General features: G+C 56.0%; 25 protein-coding genes. 17 read left to right on the top strand and 8 right to left on the bottom strand.

What is annotated here, in order from left to right:
• Positions 1–242 precede the first annotated feature (242 nt).
• The 12 genes from A4E19_20325 to A4E19_20270 all read left to right on the top strand — a co-directional run bounded on the left by A4E19_20325 (position 243) and on the right by A4E19_20270 (position 8,178).
• Entirely contained in the window at positions 243–476 is a 234-nt protein-coding gene (locus A4E19_20325; GenBank protein OQW31319.1) for a hypothetical protein, read from the top strand.
• Entirely contained in the window at positions 473–718 is a 246-nt protein-coding gene (locus A4E19_20320) for a hypothetical protein (GenBank protein ID OQW31318.1), read from the top strand. Before A4E19_20325 ends, A4E19_20320 begins: the two co-directional genes overlap by 4 nt.
• Positions 719–1,210: 492 nt before the next feature.
• The gene (locus A4E19_20315; protein ID OQW31317.1) at positions 1,211–1,582 is read left to right on the top strand and encodes a hypothetical protein; all 372 of its coding nucleotides are present in this window, start codon (positions 1,211–1,213) and stop codon (positions 1,580–1,582) included.
• 45 nt (positions 1,583–1,627) lie between these two features.
• On the top strand, positions 1,628–2,251 hold the full coding sequence (locus tag A4E19_20310) for a hypothetical protein (protein OQW31316.1): 624 nt from the start codon (positions 1,628–1,630) through the stop codon (positions 2,249–2,251).
• 80 nt (positions 2,252–2,331) lie between these two features.
• Positions 2,332–2,988 (top strand): hypothetical protein, encoded by a 657-nt coding sequence (locus A4E19_20305; protein ID OQW31315.1) that lies wholly within the window; start codon positions 2,332–2,334, stop codon positions 2,986–2,988.
• 85 nt (positions 2,989–3,073) lie between these two features.
• Positions 3,074–4,135 (top strand): hypothetical protein, encoded by a 1,062-nt coding sequence (locus tag A4E19_20300; protein ID OQW31314.1) that lies wholly within the window; start codon positions 3,074–3,076, stop codon positions 4,133–4,135.
• Positions 4,136–4,162: 27 nt separating this feature from the next.
• Complete coding sequence (locus A4E19_20295) at positions 4,163–5,368, top strand: hypothetical protein (GenBank protein ID OQW31313.1); 1,206 nt, start codon at positions 4,163–4,165, stop codon at positions 5,366–5,368.
• 8 nt (positions 5,369–5,376) lie between these two features.
• On the top strand, positions 5,377–5,784 hold the full coding sequence (locus A4E19_20290; GenBank protein OQW31312.1) for a hypothetical protein: 408 nt from the start codon (positions 5,377–5,379) through the stop codon (positions 5,782–5,784).
• Entirely contained in the window at positions 5,781–6,143 is a 363-nt protein-coding gene (locus A4E19_20285; GenBank protein OQW31311.1) for a hypothetical protein, read from the top strand. Before A4E19_20290 ends, A4E19_20285 begins: the two co-directional genes overlap by 4 nt.
• 66 nt (positions 6,144–6,209) lie before the next feature.
• Positions 6,210–6,533 carry a hypothetical protein gene (locus tag A4E19_20280; protein ID OQW31310.1) on the top strand — a complete coding sequence of 108 codons (324 nt, stop codon included), beginning with the start codon at positions 6,210–6,212 and terminating at the stop codon, positions 6,531–6,533.
• An 853-nt stretch (positions 6,534–7,386) separates the two neighbouring features.
• Positions 7,387–7,749 (top strand): S-adenosylmethionine decarboxylase, encoded by a 363-nt coding sequence (locus tag A4E19_20275; protein OQW31309.1) that lies wholly within the window; start codon positions 7,387–7,389, stop codon positions 7,747–7,749.
• A gap of 90 nt (positions 7,750–7,839) precedes the next feature.
• Complete coding sequence (locus tag A4E19_20270; protein OQW31308.1) at positions 7,840–8,178, top strand: hypothetical protein; 339 nt, start codon at positions 7,840–7,842, stop codon at positions 8,176–8,178.
• Here the strand turns inward: A4E19_20270 and A4E19_20265 are convergent.
• From A4E19_20265 to A4E19_20230, 8 genes are all read right to left on the bottom strand, one after another.
• Entirely contained in the window at positions 8,175–11,369 is a 3,195-nt protein-coding gene (locus A4E19_20265; GenBank protein ID OQW31307.1) for an acriflavin resistance protein, read from the bottom strand. The two genes, A4E19_20270 and A4E19_20265, sit on opposite strands and share 4 nt — an antisense overlap.
• Positions 11,370–11,437: 68 nt before the next feature.
• Positions 11,438–12,625, bottom strand: coding sequence for a hypothetical protein (locus A4E19_20260; protein ID OQW31306.1), 1,188 nt, complete (start codon positions 12,623–12,625; stop codon positions 11,438–11,440).
• A 15-nt stretch (positions 12,626–12,640) separates the two neighbouring features.
• A complete protein-coding gene (locus A4E19_20255) occupies positions 12,641–13,285 on the bottom strand; it encodes a hypothetical protein (protein OQW31305.1) in 645 nt (214 codons plus the stop codon).
• A 200-nt stretch (positions 13,286–13,485) separates the two neighbouring features.
• Positions 13,486–13,869: a hypothetical protein gene (locus A4E19_20250; GenBank protein OQW31304.1), complete on the bottom strand. Its 384-nt coding sequence runs from the start codon at positions 13,867–13,869 to the stop codon at positions 13,486–13,488.
• Between the two features lie 381 nt (positions 13,870–14,250).
• Positions 14,251–14,658, bottom strand: a complete 408-nt coding sequence (locus A4E19_20245) for a hypothetical protein (protein OQW31303.1) — start codon at positions 14,656–14,658, stop codon at positions 14,251–14,253.
• 106 nt (positions 14,659–14,764) lie between these two features.
• Positions 14,765–16,444: a phosphoenolpyruvate mutase gene (locus tag A4E19_20240; GenBank protein ID OQW31302.1), complete on the bottom strand. Its 1,680-nt coding sequence runs from the start codon at positions 16,442–16,444 to the stop codon at positions 14,765–14,767.
• Positions 16,445–16,523: 79 nt separating this feature from the next.
• The gene (locus A4E19_20235) at positions 16,524–17,051 is read right to left on the bottom strand and encodes a hypothetical protein (protein OQW31301.1); all 528 of its coding nucleotides are present in this window, start codon (positions 17,049–17,051) and stop codon (positions 16,524–16,526) included.
• A gap of 4 nt (positions 17,052–17,055) precedes the next feature.
• Positions 17,056–17,547, bottom strand: coding sequence for a hypothetical protein (locus A4E19_20230; protein OQW31300.1), 492 nt, complete (start codon positions 17,545–17,547; stop codon positions 17,056–17,058).
• 117 nt (positions 17,548–17,664) lie between these two features.
• Here A4E19_20230 and A4E19_20225 point away from each other — a divergent pair, with 117 nt between their 5' ends.
• The 5 genes from A4E19_20225 to A4E19_20205 all read left to right on the top strand — a co-directional run bounded on the left by A4E19_20225 (position 17,665) and on the right by A4E19_20205 (position 22,270).
• The gene (locus A4E19_20225; protein ID OQW31299.1) at positions 17,665–18,213 is read left to right on the top strand and encodes a hypothetical protein; all 549 of its coding nucleotides are present in this window, start codon (positions 17,665–17,667) and stop codon (positions 18,211–18,213) included.
• Positions 18,210–18,788 (top strand): sulfopyruvate decarboxylase subunit beta, encoded by a 579-nt coding sequence (locus tag A4E19_20220; GenBank protein ID OQW31298.1) that lies wholly within the window; start codon positions 18,210–18,212, stop codon positions 18,786–18,788. Before A4E19_20225 ends, A4E19_20220 begins: the two co-directional genes overlap by 4 nt.
• A gap of 162 nt (positions 18,789–18,950) precedes the next feature.
• Positions 18,951–20,033 (top strand): hypothetical protein, encoded by a 1,083-nt coding sequence (locus tag A4E19_20215; GenBank protein ID OQW31297.1) that lies wholly within the window; start codon positions 18,951–18,953, stop codon positions 20,031–20,033.
• A complete protein-coding gene (locus A4E19_20210; GenBank protein ID OQW31296.1) occupies positions 20,030–20,749 on the top strand; it encodes a hypothetical protein in 720 nt (239 codons plus the stop codon). Before A4E19_20215 ends, A4E19_20210 begins: the two co-directional genes overlap by 4 nt.
• Positions 20,750–20,842: 93 nt before the next feature.
• Positions 20,843–22,270: a hypothetical protein gene (locus tag A4E19_20205; GenBank protein ID OQW31295.1), complete on the top strand. Its 1,428-nt coding sequence runs from the start codon at positions 20,843–20,845 to the stop codon at positions 22,268–22,270.
• The last annotated feature ends 19 nt before the right edge of the window (positions 22,271–22,289 follow it).

Genomic DNA, 22,289 nt, shown 5'->3' with positions numbered 1-22,289 from the left:
GGTTGCGTCACGAGGCCAGCACACTTGTCTCATCCGTTGGTGCGCTCACCGTAGCTGAGGTCGGCATCGATGATGATGTTTGACTAGGGCACTCTCTCGCCCCCTCCGCTCACAATTCACGATGTGAGTCAGGTCGTACGGTTCACCTCTTCTCCCTGTCACGGAGTGGTCTCGGCCTCGACTTGCTCATGGGCTACGAAACTTGTACAGTATTTTTGTGCTTTGACTGAGCAGGAGATCTCATGACAGCACGTGCTGCGGCGATAGAAAAACAAGCGCGAAAACTTTCCGCTTCGGAACGGGAACGATTGGCAGAACGTCTGCTTGTCCAAGTTACGCAGGAGCAGCTTACCGCAGTAGATCAAGCATGGGTTGATGAGGCCGAGAAACGCTTTTCGGCCTGGAAAGACAAGAAGACGAAGCCACTTAGTGCTCGAAGGGCTCTTAATCAGATCCGTCGAGATCTTCTTCGTTGAACATCCTTCTCGATCCTGAAGCCAACCTTGAAATCCGTCAAGCAGCAGAATTCTACGAAGATTCCCGCCACGGGCTAGGACAGGAATTCCTTAAAGCAGTTGAGTCGGCTTTCGATCAAATTCAACAACACCCTCGTACCCGGCGTATTTTGAAAGGCAGGTTTCGGCGCTATCTCCTCCAGCGGTTTCCATATGGCCTGATCTACGCGGTGGAAGGCAAACTATCTTCGTTGCGGCTGTGATGCATCTGAAACGAAAGCCGGGCTATTGGGTTTCACACGGCAAGTCTAAGTAGCGTCTCATCTTCGCTTGTTTTTCCGCCGGTCGCCCCGCTATACTCCTGCTCTTATGAGCATTCGAAAAGGTGGCGGGGAATGGGAGCCGATGATGCTCGGGGTCGAGGCCCGTCTCTGCAGAGTGTGCCAAGAAGACCTCTATCGGGACAAGACGATGCTCAGGGGAGGCTGGTCGCGGTGCACGATCTGTGACGAGTTCGTCCATTACAGTTGTTTGGCCAGTGGGAAGGTCTCCTTTTTGAAAGCACGGCCGCGGGTATGTAAGACTTGTCGTTCGGTTCAAGAGGGGAGTATTCCTCGTCCTCTGAACAAGGATGGATCTCCTGTGGCAGCGATGCCCTGAATGCTAGTTCTCTTCTGTTCCTCTGTCATTCTCACACGCGGTCGGCTGAACATTGGTGAGAGGTTCCAACTACCTTACCGTCCATTGAGACGATCATGGCGCAAGTCATTCGCAGCGGGGCGTTTCTTCAGCAGTGTTGGTCGGTTCACCCTCTGTGTGTGACCGTCAAGCGAATGACGGATGAGAACTCGGTCGTGCTTTCTTGCAGTTCTTGTAAATCGGCTCACTATCTGACGGTTGCCACGATCACGTCGAAAGGATCCTCGGCTCAGCAAATGGCCGGAGAAGACGCGCCGCGAGAAGAGACGTCTGGCTGGGAGTTTCTGAAGGCGTGTGTCTCGACGCATCAGGCGTCTCTCGCGCTTCGGGAGATGGATGTGTTTCAGGACGTGGTGCGGTTGCGCTGTATCGACTGTCGACGGCAGTACGAACTGATCGTCTCGGCATTTGAAACACGGCACAAATAGCCAACGCGTCTGGCCGCGACGAATGGTTCTTTCTTCTTCTCTATCATGACGGTCCAACCCTCTGTGTTGACCGAAGAAGAAACCCTGCTGCTCGCCGATGCGCAGTTCTTTCGAAAAAAGGCCTCGGTCACGACAAAAATACGAGCCATGCTCGAGGCGACGCTGCCAGCGTTGCAGAATGAGCTGGCCGGTTTGTCGCTCATCGTGCCGCCCGATTTCGATCCGCACCTCCATCAACTCGTCAAAGGCGAGCATCTGGAGGACTTCCCATATCAGTACCTTGACTGTCCCAAACACTTCTCCGGTGCGAACAAGTTTACCTTCCGTACGTTGGTCTGGTGGGGACATCATGTGGCCTGTGCGCTTTTGCTGGAAGGCTCGGAGATCGGACGATACAAGCGCCAGCTGCTCGGTCGGTTCCACCAGCTTGCAGGACGAGACCTCGAACTCTCGCTCGCACCGTCGTTGTGGGAGTGGAAGCGCGGGGAGGGGTATACGCTTCCGATCTCCCACGACCGCAAGGCCCAGATTGCCGCCGTCCTGGCGGAACGATCGTTCTTAAAGGTCGTTCGTTGTGTCCCCTTGGGTGATCCGCGAATACGAGAAGGGCAACTGGCTCAGCTGGCATGCGACACCTTTCGGTCACTGGCTCCCCTCGTCGCTCCCTAACTTTTATCCTAATTGTCTCTGACACCAAACTTGGGTAGACTGGGCCGCCACTCTTTTTGAACTTTGACCGGGAGGAGCCTGTGAAGCAATCGTCATTACGAGTTCTGGGCTGTGCCATCATGATGGCGACCATGCTGGCCGGCTGTAGGGGAACAGGAGAGATGCGGTATCTGGATTTGCGTGAGAAGCCGCCGATGGTGCAGGTGAGCGACATCGAGCCGGTCAAAATCGTCATCGAGCCGTTTGACGATCGACGGACGGAGAAGAACCGTGTGGGGATGCGCACGCATCTGTGGGGAGGCACCACGCAGTTCGACGTATCGGGTGATCGCCTGGCGAACGTGATCACGCAGCGACTCGCCGATCGCTTGAGAACGCGAGGGTGGCGAGATCGGGTGTGGAATGTGCGTGTGGTCCCGGCTGGGTCGGCCGCGGATGCCGACATCGTCATCAGCGGGCAGGTCCAAGATTTTTCCGCGACCGTGAAGAGCCGAGTCTTTTCCTCTGTGATTGACACCACCAGCCGGTTTACAATTCAGGCCAGGAATCTCTCCGACCGGAGCACGACCATCCGGACCATTGAAGGGGGTCGGAGTCGTACGGTGTTCTGGTTCAATGAGGACGACGTGCGGGACCAATTGGCGGCGACTTTGAAAGATGGGCTTGATCGTCTCATCGTCGACACGACGATCGACAACAAGGCGTTACGCCCGGCCCGGCGTCTCTTGCAAGAGTGAACCGGCGCGCCTAAATCTGGGACGGGCATTGAGTTTTTGAGAGTTGGCGGCCACAATCTCCAATTGTCTTCAGGGATCCCTCATAGTGCGTGAGCGGCGGTGGGAAACGACGACGCCATTGAATTTCGGTCAGGCGCTTGCCGTGGGGGACCGGCTCGCGACTCTCGGGTTACAGCCGGTCTCGCCTTCAAACGATGTCATCTGCTACGTGGAAGAATGGACGGTTGAATCGCTCGACGACTTCGACCAACTTGATGCCTGGGCCACGGAAGATGTCACGCTCGTCCACGTACGTGAACGATGGCGCGGCGACTTCTTTCTGTTATCCGGAGCGTATCATACGGTCTATCAGCGCCATCAGGATATCGGTACGTATTGCTCCATCAGCCACCCGTGGCGCATTCGGGAAGTCCTGCGGCTACATGATCAACGGGCCATGTTCTGGATCGGGTTCCGGCACGCCCATTCATTCATCCGGGTTCGGCTTCAAACTCAGGTGATCATTACTCCCGGCGAAACACGTGGTGATGCCGAACGGGCACGTTGGTTGGATGAGCGGCGTGCCGCCTTCCTTGAGGCGATCACGGTTTTGGAGCTCCCGATCGAGACGCAGGTGGAGAAGAACATGGTAGTCCTTCGACCTGCCGATCCGATCGTTCCGTTCTTCTGCTCATGGCCTGATGCGTTTGGTCCTTGTCAGTTCGAGTACAACACGCCCGATGCGTTTGAATTTCTTGTCCCGGCCAGCAAGCTTGCGGAAACGTTCAACCCGGAACCGGCTGGAGTGCGGGCTTATCTCACGGGGTTTTCGGAAGCCGCTTTGGCGGAATTTCAGGAAATCGAACCGGGAGCGCGGCCGGCCTATCGCTGCTCCGTTCACTGCCCACTGGACGATCTGCCCGAGGTGCAGAACGCGATCGGACCGCACGGGCTCCTGTACGCCACGCTGTGTGAATTTCAGACACACGCGGTCTTGCCCGACGCCGAAGACGCCTCGGCGATCATCGGGATCGTCGGAGTCAACGGACAGTTCAAGATCGAAGCCCGCCTCAATCAAGCTCCCCTTCACGAAGAGGCGATGGCCCCTTGGTTGGGACGGCTGATCGGTCATCCTGTCGTGTATGCGCCGTTACCCGCATTTGTGTGAGGAAGATGCGGCCGACATGCGCATGCCGTGTCGATCTCAGCATCGAGCCAATGCCCGCCTCGCAACCTTTCCTCAAATGACTATTTCATTGATGAAACCTTTCTGGTTTTGCACAGTAAAGGCATGAGTCCCCTGGCAAAGGTTCAGTCCATTCTGGCCAAACCGTTCATGCCGGCCGTGTTCTTCCTCTCCGGCGTAACCTACGATACGTTGACGCTCACGCGGATCGACCGGTTGTTGGATAACTTGATTCTGCTCCTTTATCTGGTTTTGCTCGGGACCCTGATCGTCTTGACCGGACGATGGGGCATCGAACCTCCGCCCGATCGCGAACAGCTGGCATCGCTTTCGCCGTTCACTCGATGGGTCGTCGCGAGCCGTCCCTACTACCCCATGGCGAGTCAGTTTCTGCTGGGCGGCCTCTTCAGCGCCTATACGATTTTCTATTCGAAAAGCGCCACGTTCACCGGTACGGCGGTCTTTTTCGCACTGCTCATCATGCTCTTGGTGGCCAACGAGTTTTTGCGCGACCGTCTCTCAAATCTTCGGCTGCTGATCAGCCTCTACGCCCTTGTGTGTTTCGCGTTTTTCACGTTTTTCCTCCCTGTGATGACGGGTTATATGAACGCGGCGATCTTTGTGATCGGAGCGATGCTCAGCGTAGGGGTGGTCTTGCGGGTCGCGCAGTTGATCTATCGCAACAATCCGGAACGATCTCGACGGGAAGCGATTGGGATGACCGTTCCCGCTGCGGCACTGATCGGTACGCTCGTCGGATTCTACTTCCTGAATCTCATTCCCCCGGTTCCGCTGTCACTGAAGTTCGGAGGGATGTATCACGAGATCAAGCGAAGCGGTGACCGGTTTGAGCTCGCCTTTGAGCGGCGATGGTATCAAGTCTGGAAACGTTCTGATACGACCTATCCCGCAAACACGCCGATCTATTGCTTCACCGCGGTCTTTGCACCGGTCGATCTCAACACCACGATCTATCACCATTGGTACTTTCGTCCACACGACAACAGGCCGTTCACCCATGCCGATAAGATCCCGATCAAGATTTCAGGAGGACGCGAGGGGGGCTATCGGGCGTACAGTTTCAAACAGGGTTTAGACCCGGGTGACTGGCGTGTCGATATTGAAGCCGCCGACGGGCGTGTGGTCGGACGGGTCACGGTGACGGTTGAGGCTCGAAGTGAAGCGCAACCGACCCTGGCGACCGTGTCGTACTAACTCTGATAATGAAACGGTTGAGTGGCCTCAAGTTGTTGGACGAACGAGAAGGGGTAGGGCCCGCCGCGCAGAAAGATGATCGTGTCGTCTATACCATGCGGTTATATCTGAACAAGGGAAAGGAAGTGCCGCTCAATGAAAAACAGGCGGAGCATGCTCCGAAAGAGACGATCCGAATGCAGTATGGGGTCACTCTGATCGATCGCACGGTCACACTCGGTCATCGAGAAGTAATTGCCGGTGTGGACCACGCACTGCTAGACATGAAGGTCGGTGGTTATCGGAAGGTCCGCATCAGTCCGCATTTGGCCTATCGAGATAAAGGCATCCCGGATCTCATTCCTCCTCGTGCGGTGCTCGTTGTCGAGATCTGGTTGCGGGCGTTGATCAAAGCGAGTACAGTGCGGCATCAATGAGTCCGCGGACGCTTTCCCCTTGCCCGGGCAGCCCTAATTGCGTGTCGACTCAGGCGACCGATGAAGGCCACGCCATCGCGCCGTTCCAATACACAAAGTCCCGCGCGGAAGCGAAAGAAGCGTTGAAAGCGGTACTTGCAACATTGCCTCGAACCAAACTCGTCGACGAGGACGAGTCTTACCTGCACTATGAGTTCACCTCTCTGCTGCTTCGATTCATCGACGATGTGGAGTTGCTCTTCGATGAAACGACCAAGACGGTTCACTTTCGTTCTGCTTCCCGCACGGGTTACAGCGATCTTGGCGTCAACCGCACGCGTATGGAACAGGTGCGGGCGTTAGTAGTTGGAAAGCTCTGAGCATTTCCGTTATTGCTTCGACGGGTTCTCGCCTCCTGGTATGATGCCAGACCAGGAGGATGGGCCATGGGTTTCAAACGGAAACACTCCCGTGTCGATGTCGGCCGTGTCGGCCGGTTGCAGCGCGGCGTTCTTTCAGCTCCCTGTAAGGTGCGCGATGTCAGCGAGTCCGGTGTCAGTCTCGAAAGTCGCCTGTTCGTGAAGAAGGGCGATGTGCTTCAGCTCAGAATAGAGCTTGAGCATGGGAGATCCTTAACGTGCGAGTTGGAAGTCATTCACGTGCGGACTCCTAAATTGGGTGCAAAAATTATTGTTATCAGTCCCGAGGATCGAGCGCGATTGGCGCATATCCTTGATGACCATATTCAAAGTAGTTTCTCACGAGGGTAGACGTTGCCGATCCAGTCAGGGCGAGCCCCACTCAGACGCCGCCTCTCCTCCAAAGATCGAGGCCGCAGCCGACCAACCATCACACAGTCAGGTAGCCAGCTTCAAGTTTCTTCATTTCAATCGCTACAAGGCGGGAATCGCCATCCCTCTGTTGAAAAGTGACCACCGAATGACCAATCGTTATCGATAGCGGGTTTTGCCGGACAATAGCTGGCTCACTCTACTCCCTCGCAGGGTCAGGGGCCGCACCTGGCGACTGACCAGGCCCTAAGGGAATAGGACTGTCGCTTGGGTGTCGGATCCCGCCAGGAGGCAAGGCTGTGAGAACAGGTAATGTGGGGATAGGTGTGAAAGGGACGGCAAGCTCTAGGCGACCTGAAAGAAGCCCCTGGGCCTGGTTACCCTAAAGAAAGACAATGCATTTAGCACTTAAACCTTGAGGCCTAGTCGTCGCGTATGTTGGAAAATGCACTTGGGGCAGGTGTAGTGGATGAATTGGTTGCCCCCGACCAACCGCTTTCTCATGGGCACCTTGCACCACGTACAGAGGCGATCGGGGATCTCGATGCGAGGCGTGTCTCGAACGATGTCCGTAGAGGCCGACATAGGAACATTGTCCCTGAGAGATGAAACCTTGTCAACCGATTGACGGCACTTTCGCTAGAGCCGAATTTTTTTCTTTGCTTCACGTGCGCATTGAAAGAATCATGGTATAGTTCACGCATGATAGTCCCTGTGCGCACAACCCTCTTATACAGAAAGGGAACCACCCTCTATGAGTACCTCGGCTAGTTCCGAGTCTACAATCTTACCATCCAACGCCCCTGCGGCCGCTGCCAGATCTGTCCAAGACATGGTGGGAAGCGGCAAGGCATGGGGGCTCTGCACCGCCGTTGACCTCCACGATTGCAATCCCGAGCTTATACGTGATGCGAATCATATCAAGCGCTATGTGGTGGAGCTCTGCGAGCTCATCGGCATGAAGCGCTACGGTGAATGCCAAGTCGTCGATTTTGGCGAAGGCCGCGTCGCCGGCTATTCCATGGTGCAATTGATCTCGACCTCCTTGATCAGCGGTCATTTTGCCAATGAAACCAATCACGCCTACCTCGACATTTTCAGCTGCAAGGGGTATGATCCCGCGGTCGTCGAATCGTTTTCGAAGGAGTTTTTCGGCGCCCGCCGTAGTGTCGCGACTGCTACGCTCCGGTACTAAAATTTCGCCACAGTGACCTTGTTCGGGGGGCGCTATTTATTATAGCGCCCCCGAACGCATAACCATCTCTATCATTGGTGTTGTCTCACGATGAAACCTAAGACCATCAAAGAGGTATTCGAGTCACTTCCAGCCAAACTCGATAAGGAGGCGGCGGAAGATCTTGAGGCCGTCTACCAGTTCGATCTCCGAGGAAGTCAAGGCGGCCAGTACCATTTGCTGGTCCAAAATGGGGCCTGCGTTGTAAAGGATGGAACCCATGCCGATCCCCATGTGACCCTCTCCATGACCGGTGAAGACTGCATCGGGGTTTTGAGTGGAAAGCTCAGCGGAATGACGATGGCAATGTCTGGCCGTTTGCAAGTCACCGGGGACATCGGATTGGCCATGCAGCTGAAGTCCTTGTTCCCAAACGTTGTCGAACGTTAAGGCGAGTCGCTCCGGAACGGAGGCGCTCCGGCGGGAGTCGGTTCGCGGTCGTTCATCGCCTCTTCAAGTCTTCTCGGAAAACGTTCTTCCAGGATCAGATACATTGTCGGGACGAGAAATAGCGTGAGGAGGGTGGACATGCTTAACCCTCCCACCACCGCCCGTGCGAGCGGCGCATTCGTTTCGGCGCCGGTTCCGACTCCGATCGCCATCGGAAGAAGTCCGAAGACCGTCGCGAGCGATGTCATGAGAATCGGGCGCAGCCTGGTTCGCGCGGCGGTCACGACGGCCTGATAAAGCGGCTCACCTCTGCGGCGCAGCACGTTGGTGTAATCGACCAGTAAGACGCCGTTTGAAACGACAATTCCGAACATCATGATGATGCCCATCAACGACGCGGTGGAGAACGTCGTGTTCGTGAGGAACAGTATTAAGATCACACCGGGAAATCCCATGGGCACCGAAAACATGATGATGAAGGGATCGATGAGGGATTTGAATTGGGCGGCCATGACCATGTAGACCAGCAGAAGTGCCAGGATGGTCGCGAACTGCAACCCTTGGAAGGTTTCTCGCTGTTGCTGGATTTGCCCAGCCAGCTTGATGCTGAAGCCAGCCGGCAACTGGAGAGTGGCGAATGAGGACTCAAGATCTTCGGCGATCTCACCGAGGGAACGGGTGGTCGGATTGGCCGTGATATGGACGACACGCTGGAAATACTTCCGATCCACCTTCACGGGCCCGGCGTTCAACTTGAGAGACGCGATGTTCTTCAATAAGACGGGGTCACCGGATTTGGTGGTGAGAAGGATGTTCTCCAGATCGGACAGATCCTTTCGGTGCTCCTCGGCCAGCCAAGCGCTGATGAAGTACTCATTGCCGCTCTGCGGATCCGTATAAATGATCGGGTCGGTCTGGCCGTTTCCGTTCAAAGAAAACAGCACGGCGTTGGCCACGTCGGTCTCGCTGATGCCGAGCAGAGCCGCCTTCTCCCGATCGACGGTGACATTGACCTCCGGATAGTTTTCTTCCCGACTCGGTTCAATATCCGCCAAGCCGGGAGTCCGTTCCATGATCTCCTTGACACGAGCGATGACGCCTCGCGCTTTCTCGAAGTCGTAGCCATAAATTTCCACGTCCACGGCTTTTTGGGAGCCGAAGCTGGTGACGCGTTTGACGAGACCGCCGGGATCGAAATACATCGAGACGCCGGGGAACAGTTTGACGATCTTGGGGCGCACCTCGTTCATGATCTCGACTTGAGTTCTGATCCGCTTGTCAGGTGAGACCAAGTACACTTGAATGGAAGATGTGTGCGGCCCGGTATTGGGATTGAAGAGCGACGCGCGGCCTTGCGATAGGATACCCGTACTCGACACAATCGTTTCCAATTCGGTCGCGGGAATATTGGCGCGGAGCACCCGTTCAACTTCTGAAACCTGTTGTTCCGTCTTTTCAACCCGTTGTCCGACCGGCGCCCGCAGGACGATGCGGAACTGACTCTCATCGGAAACCGGCAGAAACTCCGTCCCGATCATCGGAACCAACGTGAGCGATCCGACGAAGATCAACAGCACCATGGCGATAAAGAGCCGACGATGTCCCAGCACCCACTGCAACGACTCGTGGTAACCGCTATCGAGGGACTCGTATCGACGGCGACTCGAATCCATCAGTGGAGTCAACCAGCCAGGAATTGTTCGTCGAACTTCTTGCTCGGACTTGAGGAACTTGTAACAAAGCGCCGGTGTCACGGTGCGGGAGATTAGGAAAGAGGTGAAGAGCGCGATAGCGATCGTCACGGTCAACGGAATCAGCAATAGTCGCGCGATTCCGACAAGGAAGAACATCGGAAGGAAAACCACCACCGTGGTGACGGTCGATGCCAAGATCGGCATCGCGACTTCCCGCGCGGCTTCAAGGATGCTCCGCCATCGGTCGGGATTGGTATTGAGGTGACGCTGGATGTTCTCCAGCTCCACGATGGAGTCATCGACCAGCCGGCCAATCCCAAGGGCGAGTCCGCCGAGCGTAAAGATGTTAAGAGTTTGACCGGTAAAATAGAGGACGATAAACGTCACGAGCATGGAGAGCGGTATGGCCACGGAAATGATCGCCGTACTCGTGAGGTTGCGCAAGAAGATCAGAATCACGGCTGCCGCCAACAGGGAACCGTGGAGGGCTTGTTCGATCAAGTTGTTGATGGATTGACGGATGTAGAGCGATTGGTCGAACGAAATGCCGAGTTTCACCCCTTCGGGGATGCCAAACATCTTGGGGAGTGCGGCACGCAGGGCATCCACGACTTCGACCGTATTGGCGATCGGTTGTTTGTTGACACGGAGAAATACGGATCGGGCACCATCGGCATGGACGATGTTCGTTTGGATGTCGGATGAGTCTGTCACGGTTCCGACGTCGCGCACGCGGACCGGGTTGCCCTGTTGATTCACCTTCACGATGACATCCTGGATCGGGTCCACCGTTCGAAACTGATTATTCGTAAATACATTGTAATCAAGGTTGCCGGCTTTGATATCGCCGGAAGGCAGAATCAAATTCGAGGCTTTGACGGACTTCACAATGTCCAAAATGGAAAGTCCACGGGCACTGAGCAACGCCGGATCAAGGTTGATAGTGATCTGGCGGATCTTGCCTCCCTCGACCGTTGCGGCCGCCACATTGGCGATCTGCTCGATCTGGGGGGCGATCGTGTTGTAGGCGAGGTCATAAAGCGCCCGCTCGTCCAGCTCATCACTCGATACCGAAACGAGCGAAATGGGTATGTTGGAGACGTCGAACTTGACGATAAAGGGCTGGAGAATGCCGGGTGGGAGGCTATTGAGAATCTGGGTGATGCGCTGCATCACCTCCATTTGACCCACGTTAATGTCCGCCCCCCAGTTGAACCAGATCTGCACGGCTCCGAGGCCCTGCTTGCTGAACGACTCGACATGTTCGACATTGGAAGCGGAACTGACGGCTTTTTCGATCGGGTAGACGACGCTCTGTTCGATGTCGAGCGGAGGTGCTCCTTTGTAGACGACTCCAACGAAGGCGACAGGTACCTGGATTTGAGGGAAAAGATCAACCGGTAAACGTTGGAGAGACGTGAGCCCCAATACCACCATCGCCAGGGACAGCATCAGGATGCCGATGCGATTGCGCAATGCAAGTAGAGTCAGCCACATGCTAGGTTGATGCGGATCCGGCTACGAGGGGTGGGATGAAGGTTGGCGAACTCTTCCACTCTCACCTCTTACCCGCCGCTCGTTGCTTGTATCAGTTGTTGGATCTGTACGGAGGTGCCGTCGTGGACCAAGTCTTTACCGGCAACGATGATCTCCTCTTGACCCGTCAAACCTTTGGTGATTTCGACCAGGTTGCCGTTACGGGCCCCGAGCTCGACGTCCACCCGATACGCTTTCCCCTCACGAGCGATATAGATGTATTGCGTATCTTCCAGCCGGCTGACGGCGTCCATGGGAATCTGTAACGCTTGGTGATGCGTCCCCACCATCACCTCGACTCGGGCGAACATCCCGCCTTTTAACCGACGATCCTTATTGGGCAGGTCGATTTCCACGGTCATTGTCCGTGTCGCACGATTCAGGGCTTGGACGATACGCGTGACCGTTCCTGTGAACACGTCATCGGGATATGCTTCGGCACGGAGCTCCGCCTTTTGCCCTATCTTTATAAGTGGAATGTCTCGCTCGACGACTTCGATCAACACGCGGATCGTATTGATGTCGTGCAGGCTCATGATGCCTCGCGACATGGTCGAAGTGCTTGCAGTGGCGCTACTGACATAGGCTCCGGTATCGAGATTTCGCTCTGCGATATAGCCGGGAAATGGGGCTCGGATGTAGGAATAGGCCAAATTAGTCTCCGCTTGCGCCAGGGCCACCTCCATTTGGTTGACCTGGGCTTGGAGGGACTCTTGTGCCGCTTTGGCCGCGTCGAGGTTGACCAACGCATTATCCAGGTCTTGCTGTGAGACAAATTGATCTTGGATGAGGACCTGCATGCGATCGAATGTCAGTTTGGCGCTGCGAACCGCCGCGTTCTGTTGTGACACTTTTGCCTTTGCGGCTAGCAGGTTGGCTCTGGCCTGACTGAGGGCATGGTGATAGTCGGTATGATCGATTTCAACCAGTAACTGATTAGCCCGGACAAAATCACCCTTATCAACATGCAGTTTGGTGATGTATCCATCGACCCGAGAAAAGATATTGACGATTTGATTGGGAGAGATGTCCGCGGTGTAGCTCAGACGAATATCGAGATTCTTCCGTAACGGCGTCACAACGCCCACTGTAATGAGCCGTGGTTTCTTCACGTCGGTTTTGGCACCTGTGTTCAGGCGAAAGACGACAAGGGCCGTGATGACAAGGACAAGGACAATTCCAAGGGCTATGAATGGATGTTGGATGAGTCGGCTCATGGTGGTGCCTGTCAGTTACGAGTGCGGCGACCTACGGGAGAGCCCTCCGAGGAAAAGCGAGACATATTCCCCCACCGTTGCGTCATGGGACAAGTGCATGGGTAATCCGAAGAGATCGTGCAGGAGCCGATGATGGAGGATGACACCGAAGAAAGCTCTGGCGGCCAGTACTGGATCCACCGGACGGAACGCGCCTTCCTGAATGCGTCGGCGAATGTAGCCGGCAAGGAGATCATGAAAGACTTGATATTGCCGCTGAAAGAACATGTTGGAAAGCTCATGCCCTTCCAAGGTGCTGAAAAGGAGTAGGCGAAGGAACGTCGGATCTGCGCCCTTCTTGATCCGATAGCTGGCAAGCAGGGTGAAGAGCCGTTCATCATCTCGCCATTTAATCGCTTCTTCGACGGCCTCTCGTAACCCGGAGTATTGAGCCTTTTCCTCTAGAATGGCGGTGTACAGTGCGTGCTTGGTCGGAAAATGTTTGAAGAGCAGTGCTTCACTGACACCGGCTGCCTGGGCGATTTGTTTCGTGGTTGTTCCGGTAAAACCGTTTGCGGCAAACAAGGATGTCGCCGCGCTGATCAGGCTGGCCTGTCGTTCCGGACCCGAGGTTCGTGAAGATGGATGTCGTTGGCGAGAAGGCGGTTTTGCTCTACCCATGGTGAGTAAGTAGTCACTCACCGGAAGTTAGCATGATGGCAGCACGAAAAACAAGGCGGGATGATATAGAAATCAAACGGATTGTGGCTGCGGAAACCATAGAACAAGACAGAGCTGGCGGAATTGTGGTGCATAAGGCACAGTCAGTATGGAAGATGTGAAATCCCACCAGCCCTGAATTGTCGGTTCATCCAACCGACCTAAGCTTGGGCTACCGAGTGGGTACGGAGAAACGACCGCATTCGATCGCAATCATGGAGGCTAACTTCCTTCAATTCCACACCAAAGAGAGGACCTGCCACCCAGGCCACCCTCGCCTCAGACACGAACAAGGGTTCCTCGTCGTCCTGGAGATATAAAAACAAAGTCAGTTCAAGGCCGACATGGACGGGGCAGTTTCCGCGGATGCCCAATCCGCCTTCGGATAAGTCGACGAGGCTTCCGTCTCCGATGAGAACGTCGTCCCCTTCGACTCCTGAGTACATAAGACCAAAGGAAGCGGAAGTTCTTGCCTTTTTGCGGCGCTCAATAGCACTGGATGGATAGGGCATTTCCGACCGTCTCATCTGTTTGATCTGTCTCATTAGGACACCTCCTGGCTACGTATCGGGGTTGAATTGATTGATTCCTTTCATCTGCCCTGGCAATCTCGAGCACTCGAGCCGCCCAATAGATCTTTCGGCTTTACCACATGCTGCTCTGCTCCGAATCAGCCCTCATGTATTTGGCGAGAGGCTATGGATGAAAGCTAGCGCTCAGAGTCAACCTTGACTTCCCACTAGATGAGGGGGACTACCTAGTTCGGAAGATGGGCAGCACAATTATTGTTATATCGATGCGAGACGTGGCTGTTTGACAAAAAGCCTGGTAGGGACAAGGTTTGTAGGGCCTTACCAGTTGATGGCCCCGTTAAGCCCGTTCTGAAAAGGGGGCGAGATACTAGAAGCGGTGTCGATGGACCCGAACTACATAAGGCGGAATCGGGTTCGTTGGTCACTTACGGTGTGATGAGAGATGCTTTTCCAAATGAAGGATTGTAGACGTTTGCGGTGTTCTTGATTCAGATCCATGAATCGGACGGAAAACTGGCAACCTGACACCCATACGACATGCGCCGATTTCAATAATAGGTGGGGTAATCGATCGGGAAGCGAAATCGTCAGAGTCAATAATGTACCACGCGTCACCGGGCGATCGCTGATGACGTGGCACCCCGAAACGGATATGTTTTTCGTGAGCCCTTCGCCCTGGTGGGGCTGGGTAGGAACTTCACCGACATAGCGCACTCGACAGGTGACGGCGACACGTTCGGCGTAACGGTTATCCAAAGGCACGTAGGATTTTCGGCCACTCATCGTCAGTTGCATCATCATAACTGCATCCGGACTATTGTTCTAATCAATTCAGCAATGTCACCAGAGCTATGAGAACGACATGACGCGATAACGAAGAATACGGGATGTCGCAGGAGGAAGGGAATTACTGCCGAGTCTTGGCCCAGGCCTTCTGGTATTCCTCGAAGGAGTCGACCTCCATCCACCCCTTAAAAATCGGCACGGCCTGGACAGTATGGCCACGGTCGATGAGCTCCTGAACCATGTCGGTGAAGGAGGCCTTGATGAAGCTGCCGGCTTCATGGAAGCCGGTCGATTTGTACTTCTCTTGCGCGGACCGATAGCAGTCGCGAAGTATCTGCGCGCCCTTTTCAGAAAACATGGCCATGCCGATGAATTCTCCATGCGCCTGTTCATGGGGCAACTGTTGACCGATGCGCAGAATGCGTTGCTCGCCTTCAGGCATGACGAAACGCGACAGGGATTGTGAACTCGGCGGCACGGCGAGGGACACGAGGTCCGGATTGATATGAGACGGCTGCGCGCCGTGCCGGGCCTCGTCCAACCAGGCGAGATCCACCACCAGCGCGATATCAGCCGGGCTCTTCAGCAACTTTTCCAGCACCGCCTGGTCGAACATAATGTCGCCGTACAACATGATGGTCCGGCCCTTTAGTTCGTTTTCGGCGCAGAAGATGGAAAAGAGCTCGCCGGTACTCTCATACCGATCGTTATCGTAGTAACGGATGTTCGACAGCGTGATCGCTTCCTTTTTGTACCCCCGAACCAACGCAATTTCTTTGATGTCGCACTCGTTGAGCGCGCTGATCTGGCGATCGAGGATCGTTTTCCCCTTGATGTCGAGCAAACACTTGGGCTTGTCCTCAATCAAGGGTAGGAGCTGTTTTTCGAATCCGGCGGCGGCGATGATCGCGGTAATGCGTTCGCTGCCTACCGGGAGGAACTGTTTCTCGTCTTGTTCCATTTGCGGAACACCGACAATGTCATAGACTTCCGGGAGCGTGACGATTCGGTCATTCGCAGCCCCTGGGCGTGTGTCCTTCTTGATGAGGTCCAACGTGTCTGTCATTGCACGAATGGCTGCCCGTACCGGCTGGTTGGCATAGATGATGATCTTTGCCCCGGCTGCCTCCATGTCTGCCGCGGTGGTCTGGTCGAAAATCGTGGGGACTACGACCAGCGGGACGCGCCCGGACCACAATTTGTACACTGCCTTCAGCTCGTCGAACTTTTTTGATTTTGAATGGATCAGGATGGCATCGGCGCCCGCGTCCGCATAGGCTTCGGCCCGCTTCAACGCTTCTTCCTGCCCCCATCCGGCGATGAGGGCCTCGGTTCGGGCGATGACCATGAATTCCGGGGACATCTGGGCCGCTTTGGCGGCTCGAATCTTGCCACAGTGCTCTTCGATGGGGATCAATTCTCGTCGAACACCCGCGTAGAAACTGCAACGCTTCGGATAGACGTTGTCTTCTATGCAGATGGCGGCCACACCAGCCCGCTCACGGTCGGTGACGGTCCGCATGACGTTCAGGGCATTGCCATATCCCGTGTCGCAATCGGCGATCACAGGGATACTCACAGCCTCGACGATGTTCCGTTCGACGTCGAGTTGCTCGCTCGAGGTGATGAAACTTGCATCAGGGATACATTTAAGAGAAGCGGAAATGGCGAAGCCGCTCGCCCAGACACCGTCGAAACCGGCGCGTTCGATCAGACGGGCGCTGAGGGCATCGTGAGCCCCGACTATTTTCAAGGCACCCGGCCTTTTGAGGGCGGTTCGAAGTCTTGCGGCGTTGGTCATAGCGCACCATGATGCGAAAGCGGGCAGCAGTTGTCAATGGAAACTTTTCTCCGGTTGAGAAGGGGGTGAGATATGGGCATCAAAAGGCCGTGAGAGCGGTCTCATCAACAAGTTTTTCGGGCAGCATCCGACTTTCAAAGAAAATGATGCCGTGACCGAGCCTCGTTTCGAATCGCAACGTCACTTCCGTATGAAAGCCATGCCAGGCATAGACTTTCACCGGGCCGACTGTGATTTGTCCCGGTGTTCGATCGAGTGGACCGTAGTTCGATTGAAGATACGTCAGGAGTTCGTCATGGGTTTCTTTGCCACTGTAGCGAACGGTCACTCGGCCGAACTTCTTTTCAAACGTCGTAAACCGCATCGAATCGACCGGAGTGATGCCTAGCAAGGGTGGGCGTCCATTTCGCTCGTAAATCTGCAAGCGGCCGGAATCCTCCACTTTTGTGAAGTGCTCCCCTTCAGACAAGATTGTTCCCCAGGGAATGTCTTCGAATCCGTTCGAATCACTGATAATGGGTACGCCACATGCAGGCGCTGATGAATCAAGCAAACAACACAGGACGACCGTTGCCCGCATGACCCACCCTGGGAGCGACACACGCATCGCATTACTCGGCGGAATCGGTAAGGTCGTCGTTGAACCGTGGCGCGAGCGTGCGGCTATCGATGAAGATGTAACCACGCTCCGTGCCGGCTTGATACGTCAAATTGATTTCGGTGTCGGCCCCACGCCAATTATATTGTTGGGTCAGTCCTCTCGCCATTTGCCCGGGGATGCGCTCCAACCCGCCGAAGCGGCTTTCCAAAAAGCTCAAGACCTGTCGATGGACGTGGTCTCCTTGATATCGAATGATGACGCGTGCGAATTGGTCGTCCACGGAGACGTAGAGGACGCTGGTCATCTCGGTGCCGGCAAACGACGACGGCTCTGCCTTGTGCAGATATTCGACGATATGCGGACCTGCCCGCATCGTCTCCAAGTCCTGGCGCACGGACAATGACGCTCCCCAAGGAATCCCCTGGAAACCCTTGGGGTCGTTGGTCATGGGAACAGCCCAGGCGGAGTTGATACCGACCAGGGTTGCGATCACGACAGTCAACGGCCACCCTGGGAATATAGAAGGGATAGGGTCGTTCATCTCGGATAACGCTAACACGCGAATGACGTCAACTCAACCGCCGATCTTTCTTGAGAACCCCGCAAGGCCTATCTTATAATGCGCCGGCTTTTAGCGCTCGTGTGCCACTATTTCAGGGAGAATCTTCCGGTGATTGAGAGCGACGTTTTCGTGCAGGCGATGCAGGACATGGGGGTCAATTTTTTTACCGGCGTGCCGGATTCCATCTTGGGTGGAATCATCGCGGAACTCATGAATCGTCGGCTCTACACCCCCGCCGTCCGAGAGGATGAAGCGGTCGGCATGGCGGCGGGTGCCTATATGGCGGGGAAAACACCGGCCGTATTGATGCAGAATTCAGGACTTGGCACCTCGCTCAATACGATCATTTCTCTCAATGTGATTTACAAACAACCCTGCATCCTGATTGTTTCATGGCGGGGTCAAGGGGGAAAGGACGCGCCCGAACATGTGGTCATGGGCGAAGTCATGCCGCAATTGCTCGATACCGTCAAGATTCCGCATCGGACGTTGGGCGAGAACACGGCCCTCGAAGATTTCCGTTGGGTGGCCCAGACATTCATGCAGCGGCAGATTCCCGTTGCGCTGTTCATTACCAAGGGCGTCGTGAAGGGGTTGCATCCATGAGGCCGGAGCAAGGCACGTTGATCAGCCGCGCCCAGGCCATGCAGGCCTTGCTGGAGTTGCTGACCGACCAACCCGTCATCATCTGTAACGGCTTTCCCTCGCGTGAAGCGCAGAAGATTGCGGATCGGCCCACCCATTTCTACATGATCGGCTCCATGGGGAATGCACCGGCGATCGCGCTCGGTGTCGCGCTCGCCAAGCCGAATAAACAAGTGATTACCTTCGACGGCGACGGGAATGTTCTGATGGGAATGGGCACACTCGCCACAGTCGGCGCGTTGAAACCGAAAAACTTCATCCATGTCGTATTCGACAACGAAGTGTATGGAACGACGGGGAACCAGCCGACGATCTCCAACGTGGTCCCGCTGGAGAAAGTGGCGAAGTCGGCGGGGTACGTGAATGTAGAGCGGGTCCTTGATCGCGAGGATCTCGTCTACGAATTCAAACAGATGCTGAACAAGGACGGGCCCAGCATGTTGCTCGTCAAGGTGAACGAATTTGTCGAAGACGCCGGCCGCGTCCTGCTCGATCCGCCGGACATCACCCGTCGGTTCATGAAGGCGATTGAGTGATAGGGAGCGCGATGGGCCTTCCTTGTGCTCGCCGACCCGCACGATTCGTGGCAAGTAGGAGTCTCGGCGACATGGGGTAGGCGGGTGGAATGAGCGTGCTCGGTCAATGCGCGCAATAAAGGGATGCCCATCACGCTCCCGTAGAAGAGGAGGGAGAGAAGAGTGGTTCTCCTGAATCCTGGGCCTGTGAACGTGTCCGAGCGGGTGCGGCAGGCACTGCTGAAGCCCGATATCTGTCATCGAGAAGATGAGTTTGCCGAACTGCTTCACCGTATCCAAGCCAAACTGCTCGCGGCCTTTGTCCCCGGAGCGGAATCGGAGTACGTCGCCGTCCTATTGACCGGGTCGGGGACGGCTGCTGTCGAATCCGCCTTGATGTCATCGCTTCCTCACGGCCGTCGCATCCTCATCCTCAACAACGGGGTTTATGGTGAACGGATGTCCCACATCGTGGGCCTCCATCGCCTGGGGGTGAACGAATTGAAATATGAATGGACGGCTCGGCCCGATCCTGAAAAACTGTTGCTTGCGCTGCGGCAGCATCAAGAAGTGCATGCCGTCGGCATGGTGCACCACGAGACCACCACCGGACTCCTCAACCCTGTCCATGAGATCGCCGAGATCGTCGACAATCAGAATCGCGTGTTCGTGCTCGATGCCGTCAGCGCTCTGGCGGGCGAGACGATCGACATTGCCCGGTCGCACATCTACATGGTGGCGGGGACGGCGGGAAAATGCATTCAAGGGTTCCCGGGGGTCTCGTTCGTCCTGGTGCGGAAGGGATTCGTGGAGAGAATGCGCTCATACCCGAAGCGTTCGTGGTATCTCCATCTGACCCATTACATCGACAACGAGGGGCGGGGCACGATTCCGTTCACGCCGGCGGTACAGGTCTACTACGCGTTCGACGAAGCCTTGAGCGAGCTGCTCGAAGAAGGCGTCGCGGCACGCATCCAACGGTATAAGAAGATGGCGGCCACGATTCGTGAACGAATGGCCGCACTCAGTGTGAAGGCGCTCCTCCCGGCGGATCTGCAATCGAATACCATCACGGCGTATCACCTTCCGGAGGGAGTTCCCTACCGGGTGTTGCATGACCGCCTGAAGCGCCAGGGCTATGTCATTTATGCCGGTCAAGGCAACCTGGAAAACAAGATTTTTCGCGTGGCCAATATGGGGGCATTGTCCGAGGCGCAGTTCAGCGGGTTTCTCGACGCCTTCGAGCACGTGTGTGCATCGGCATGAAGGCGATCATCCTGGCGGCGGGCGTGGGGAAACGTCTGTGGGAAGTGACCCAACATCGCCCGAAATGCCTTATCGAGATCGGCGGCCGGTCGCTTCTCCGTCGTTACTTGGAATCGCTGGCTTCAGTCGGGATTCGCCGAGCGGACATCGTCGTCGGTTACAAACAGGACATGATTCGCTCGGCGGTCGAGCAGGATTCATGCGGCGTCCACGTCAAGTTCCTGGTCAACGAACAGTTTCACCGAGGCAGTATTTCTTCGCTGTGGATTGCACGGAGCTCACTCGATGACGATACCATCGTGATGGACGCCGACGTGTTGTTCCATCCGGAGATCCTCCGGCGTCTGGTGTCGTCGTCCTTCGAGAACGCGTTGTTGATGGATGAAACAGTGAAGCAAAGCGGAGAGGAATGTATGGTGGTCGTGGCGGGGGGGCGAGTTATTGCACTGACCAAGAAGATGCCGGAACGGTATGACCTCGCCGGTGAAGGGGTGGGCTTTCTTCGGGTTCGGCATGCGGACACGCCTCGCGTGGTCTCGTCGCTCCGCGGCCACATTGATCGAGGCGTATGGGACATGGAGTACGAGGATGCGCTCCTGCAGTATTTCCAGGAGGTGCGGGTCGGATATGAGCGGATCGGGGGACTTCCCTGGACGGAAATCGATTTCATCGAAGACATAAGAAAAGCCGAGTTGGAAGTTTCGCCAAGATTATGAGAAAGTCATCGCCATGGTAAGATACCAAGATGTCTCGCGAAAGGGCATTGTGCGAGGAACCTCGGGGGCATAGACCCGGTTGACACGGAAGCCATGAGTAAGAGCATCCTTCAGAGGAAAGCCGAAATCCAAGGGCTGGCGACCGCGATTCTGCTGCCGTCTGTCGGAGTATTCGGCGGCCCGATCGGGCCGCAGGTCGGCGAAGTGGGCCCCTTGGCGAGCGTCGTAGGGATCGGGCTCTTTCACCGGACCGTGCTCACGTTGCAACGGGCGGGGATTCGTCAATTAATCGTCCTGTCCGGTCCTGAAGAGGAACAATTGAAGCAAGCGCTCGGCAAAGGGCCGCGCGTCACGGTTCCGGTTCGATGGATGCCGACCAGGGAGTTTCCTCTCGACGATCCTCGAACATGGGAAGCCTTGGCGGCCGAGGTGCATGGGTTTGCGTTGATCGCGAGCGTCAATAGTGTGTTCACTCGAGGGTTGATCGAACGGTTGCGGCGTGACGTGCAGGACGGTCAGGCCATCGTGGTCTCCCAAGCCCCGCAGGCGCACGTCGATCAGTTCATCGTGCGGGGGGTACGCTCGAAAATTTCTGTTGGGCGCTCGGGGATCTCCAATCCTCCTCGTTGGGACGATCCGGTCTTGCGCGTCGCGGATTTGGTGGTCGTGCCGGCAAGCTTGATGAGCACGGCGAATCAGGCGGGGAGCGAGAAGGGGAACCCTCCGATCCGCCAGTGGCTTGAGCGGGCCTCGGCGGATGGTCGAGTGCACGTGGTCTCGGCGGAAGAGAAGCGGGGGAATTGGTATCAACCTGTCCGAAGCCCGTCGGATGTCCACATTGCCGAAAAGAAGTTGTTCAACTCGCTCAAGGGAGAATTCGAGGGGTTCGTCGATCGCTATTTCAATCGCAAGGTCTCACGGTGGTTCACACGCCTGTTTCTCGCGATGGGGCTGTCGCCCAATTCCATTACGGTCCTCGCCGGACTCATCGGCCTGCTTGCCGCGACCGGTTTCGGGATGGGTACGTACACCGCCGGTGTGGTGGCCGCCCTTTTGTTTCAATTGGCGGCCGTTATCGATTGCTGCGACGGCGAGGTCGCGCGGCTGACCTTTACCGAGTCACCCCTTGGCGCCTGGCTCGACATCGTCCTGGACAACGTCGTGCACATGGCGATTTTTGTAGGGATCGCCGTGGGACTCTACGTGCCCCAAGCCGACGACTGGGTGCCGCTCGTGTTGGGTGCCGCCGCGGTATGTGGCACCGGCCTTTCATTCGTCCTTGTCGAAAAGGCGCAAAAGATCAAAACGGTAACCGGCTGGAGAACCCCCGACCATGCCGCCTGGGCGGACGTCATGTTGAAAAATGTCGCCAGCCGGGATTTCTCGGCGGCATTGTTGGGCTTTGCCTTACTCGACCAACTATACTGGTTTCTCGTCTTCGCGGCCGCCGGCTCCATGCTGTTTGCCGGCGCCATGCTGTGGGTCATTCGCCCATCTGCGGTCTCGTCTCCTCGGCCATAATGCCGCGTTCGGCATCCGA

The sequence above is a fragment of the Nitrospira sp. SG-bin1 genome (genome assembly GCA_002083365.1).
Taxonomy (GTDB): Bacteria; Nitrospirota; Nitrospiria; order Nitrospirales; family Nitrospiraceae; genus Nitrospira_D.
The sequence above is the reverse complement of the archived record's forward strand: the minus strand, read 5'-3'. Positions and strand labels throughout refer to the sequence as shown.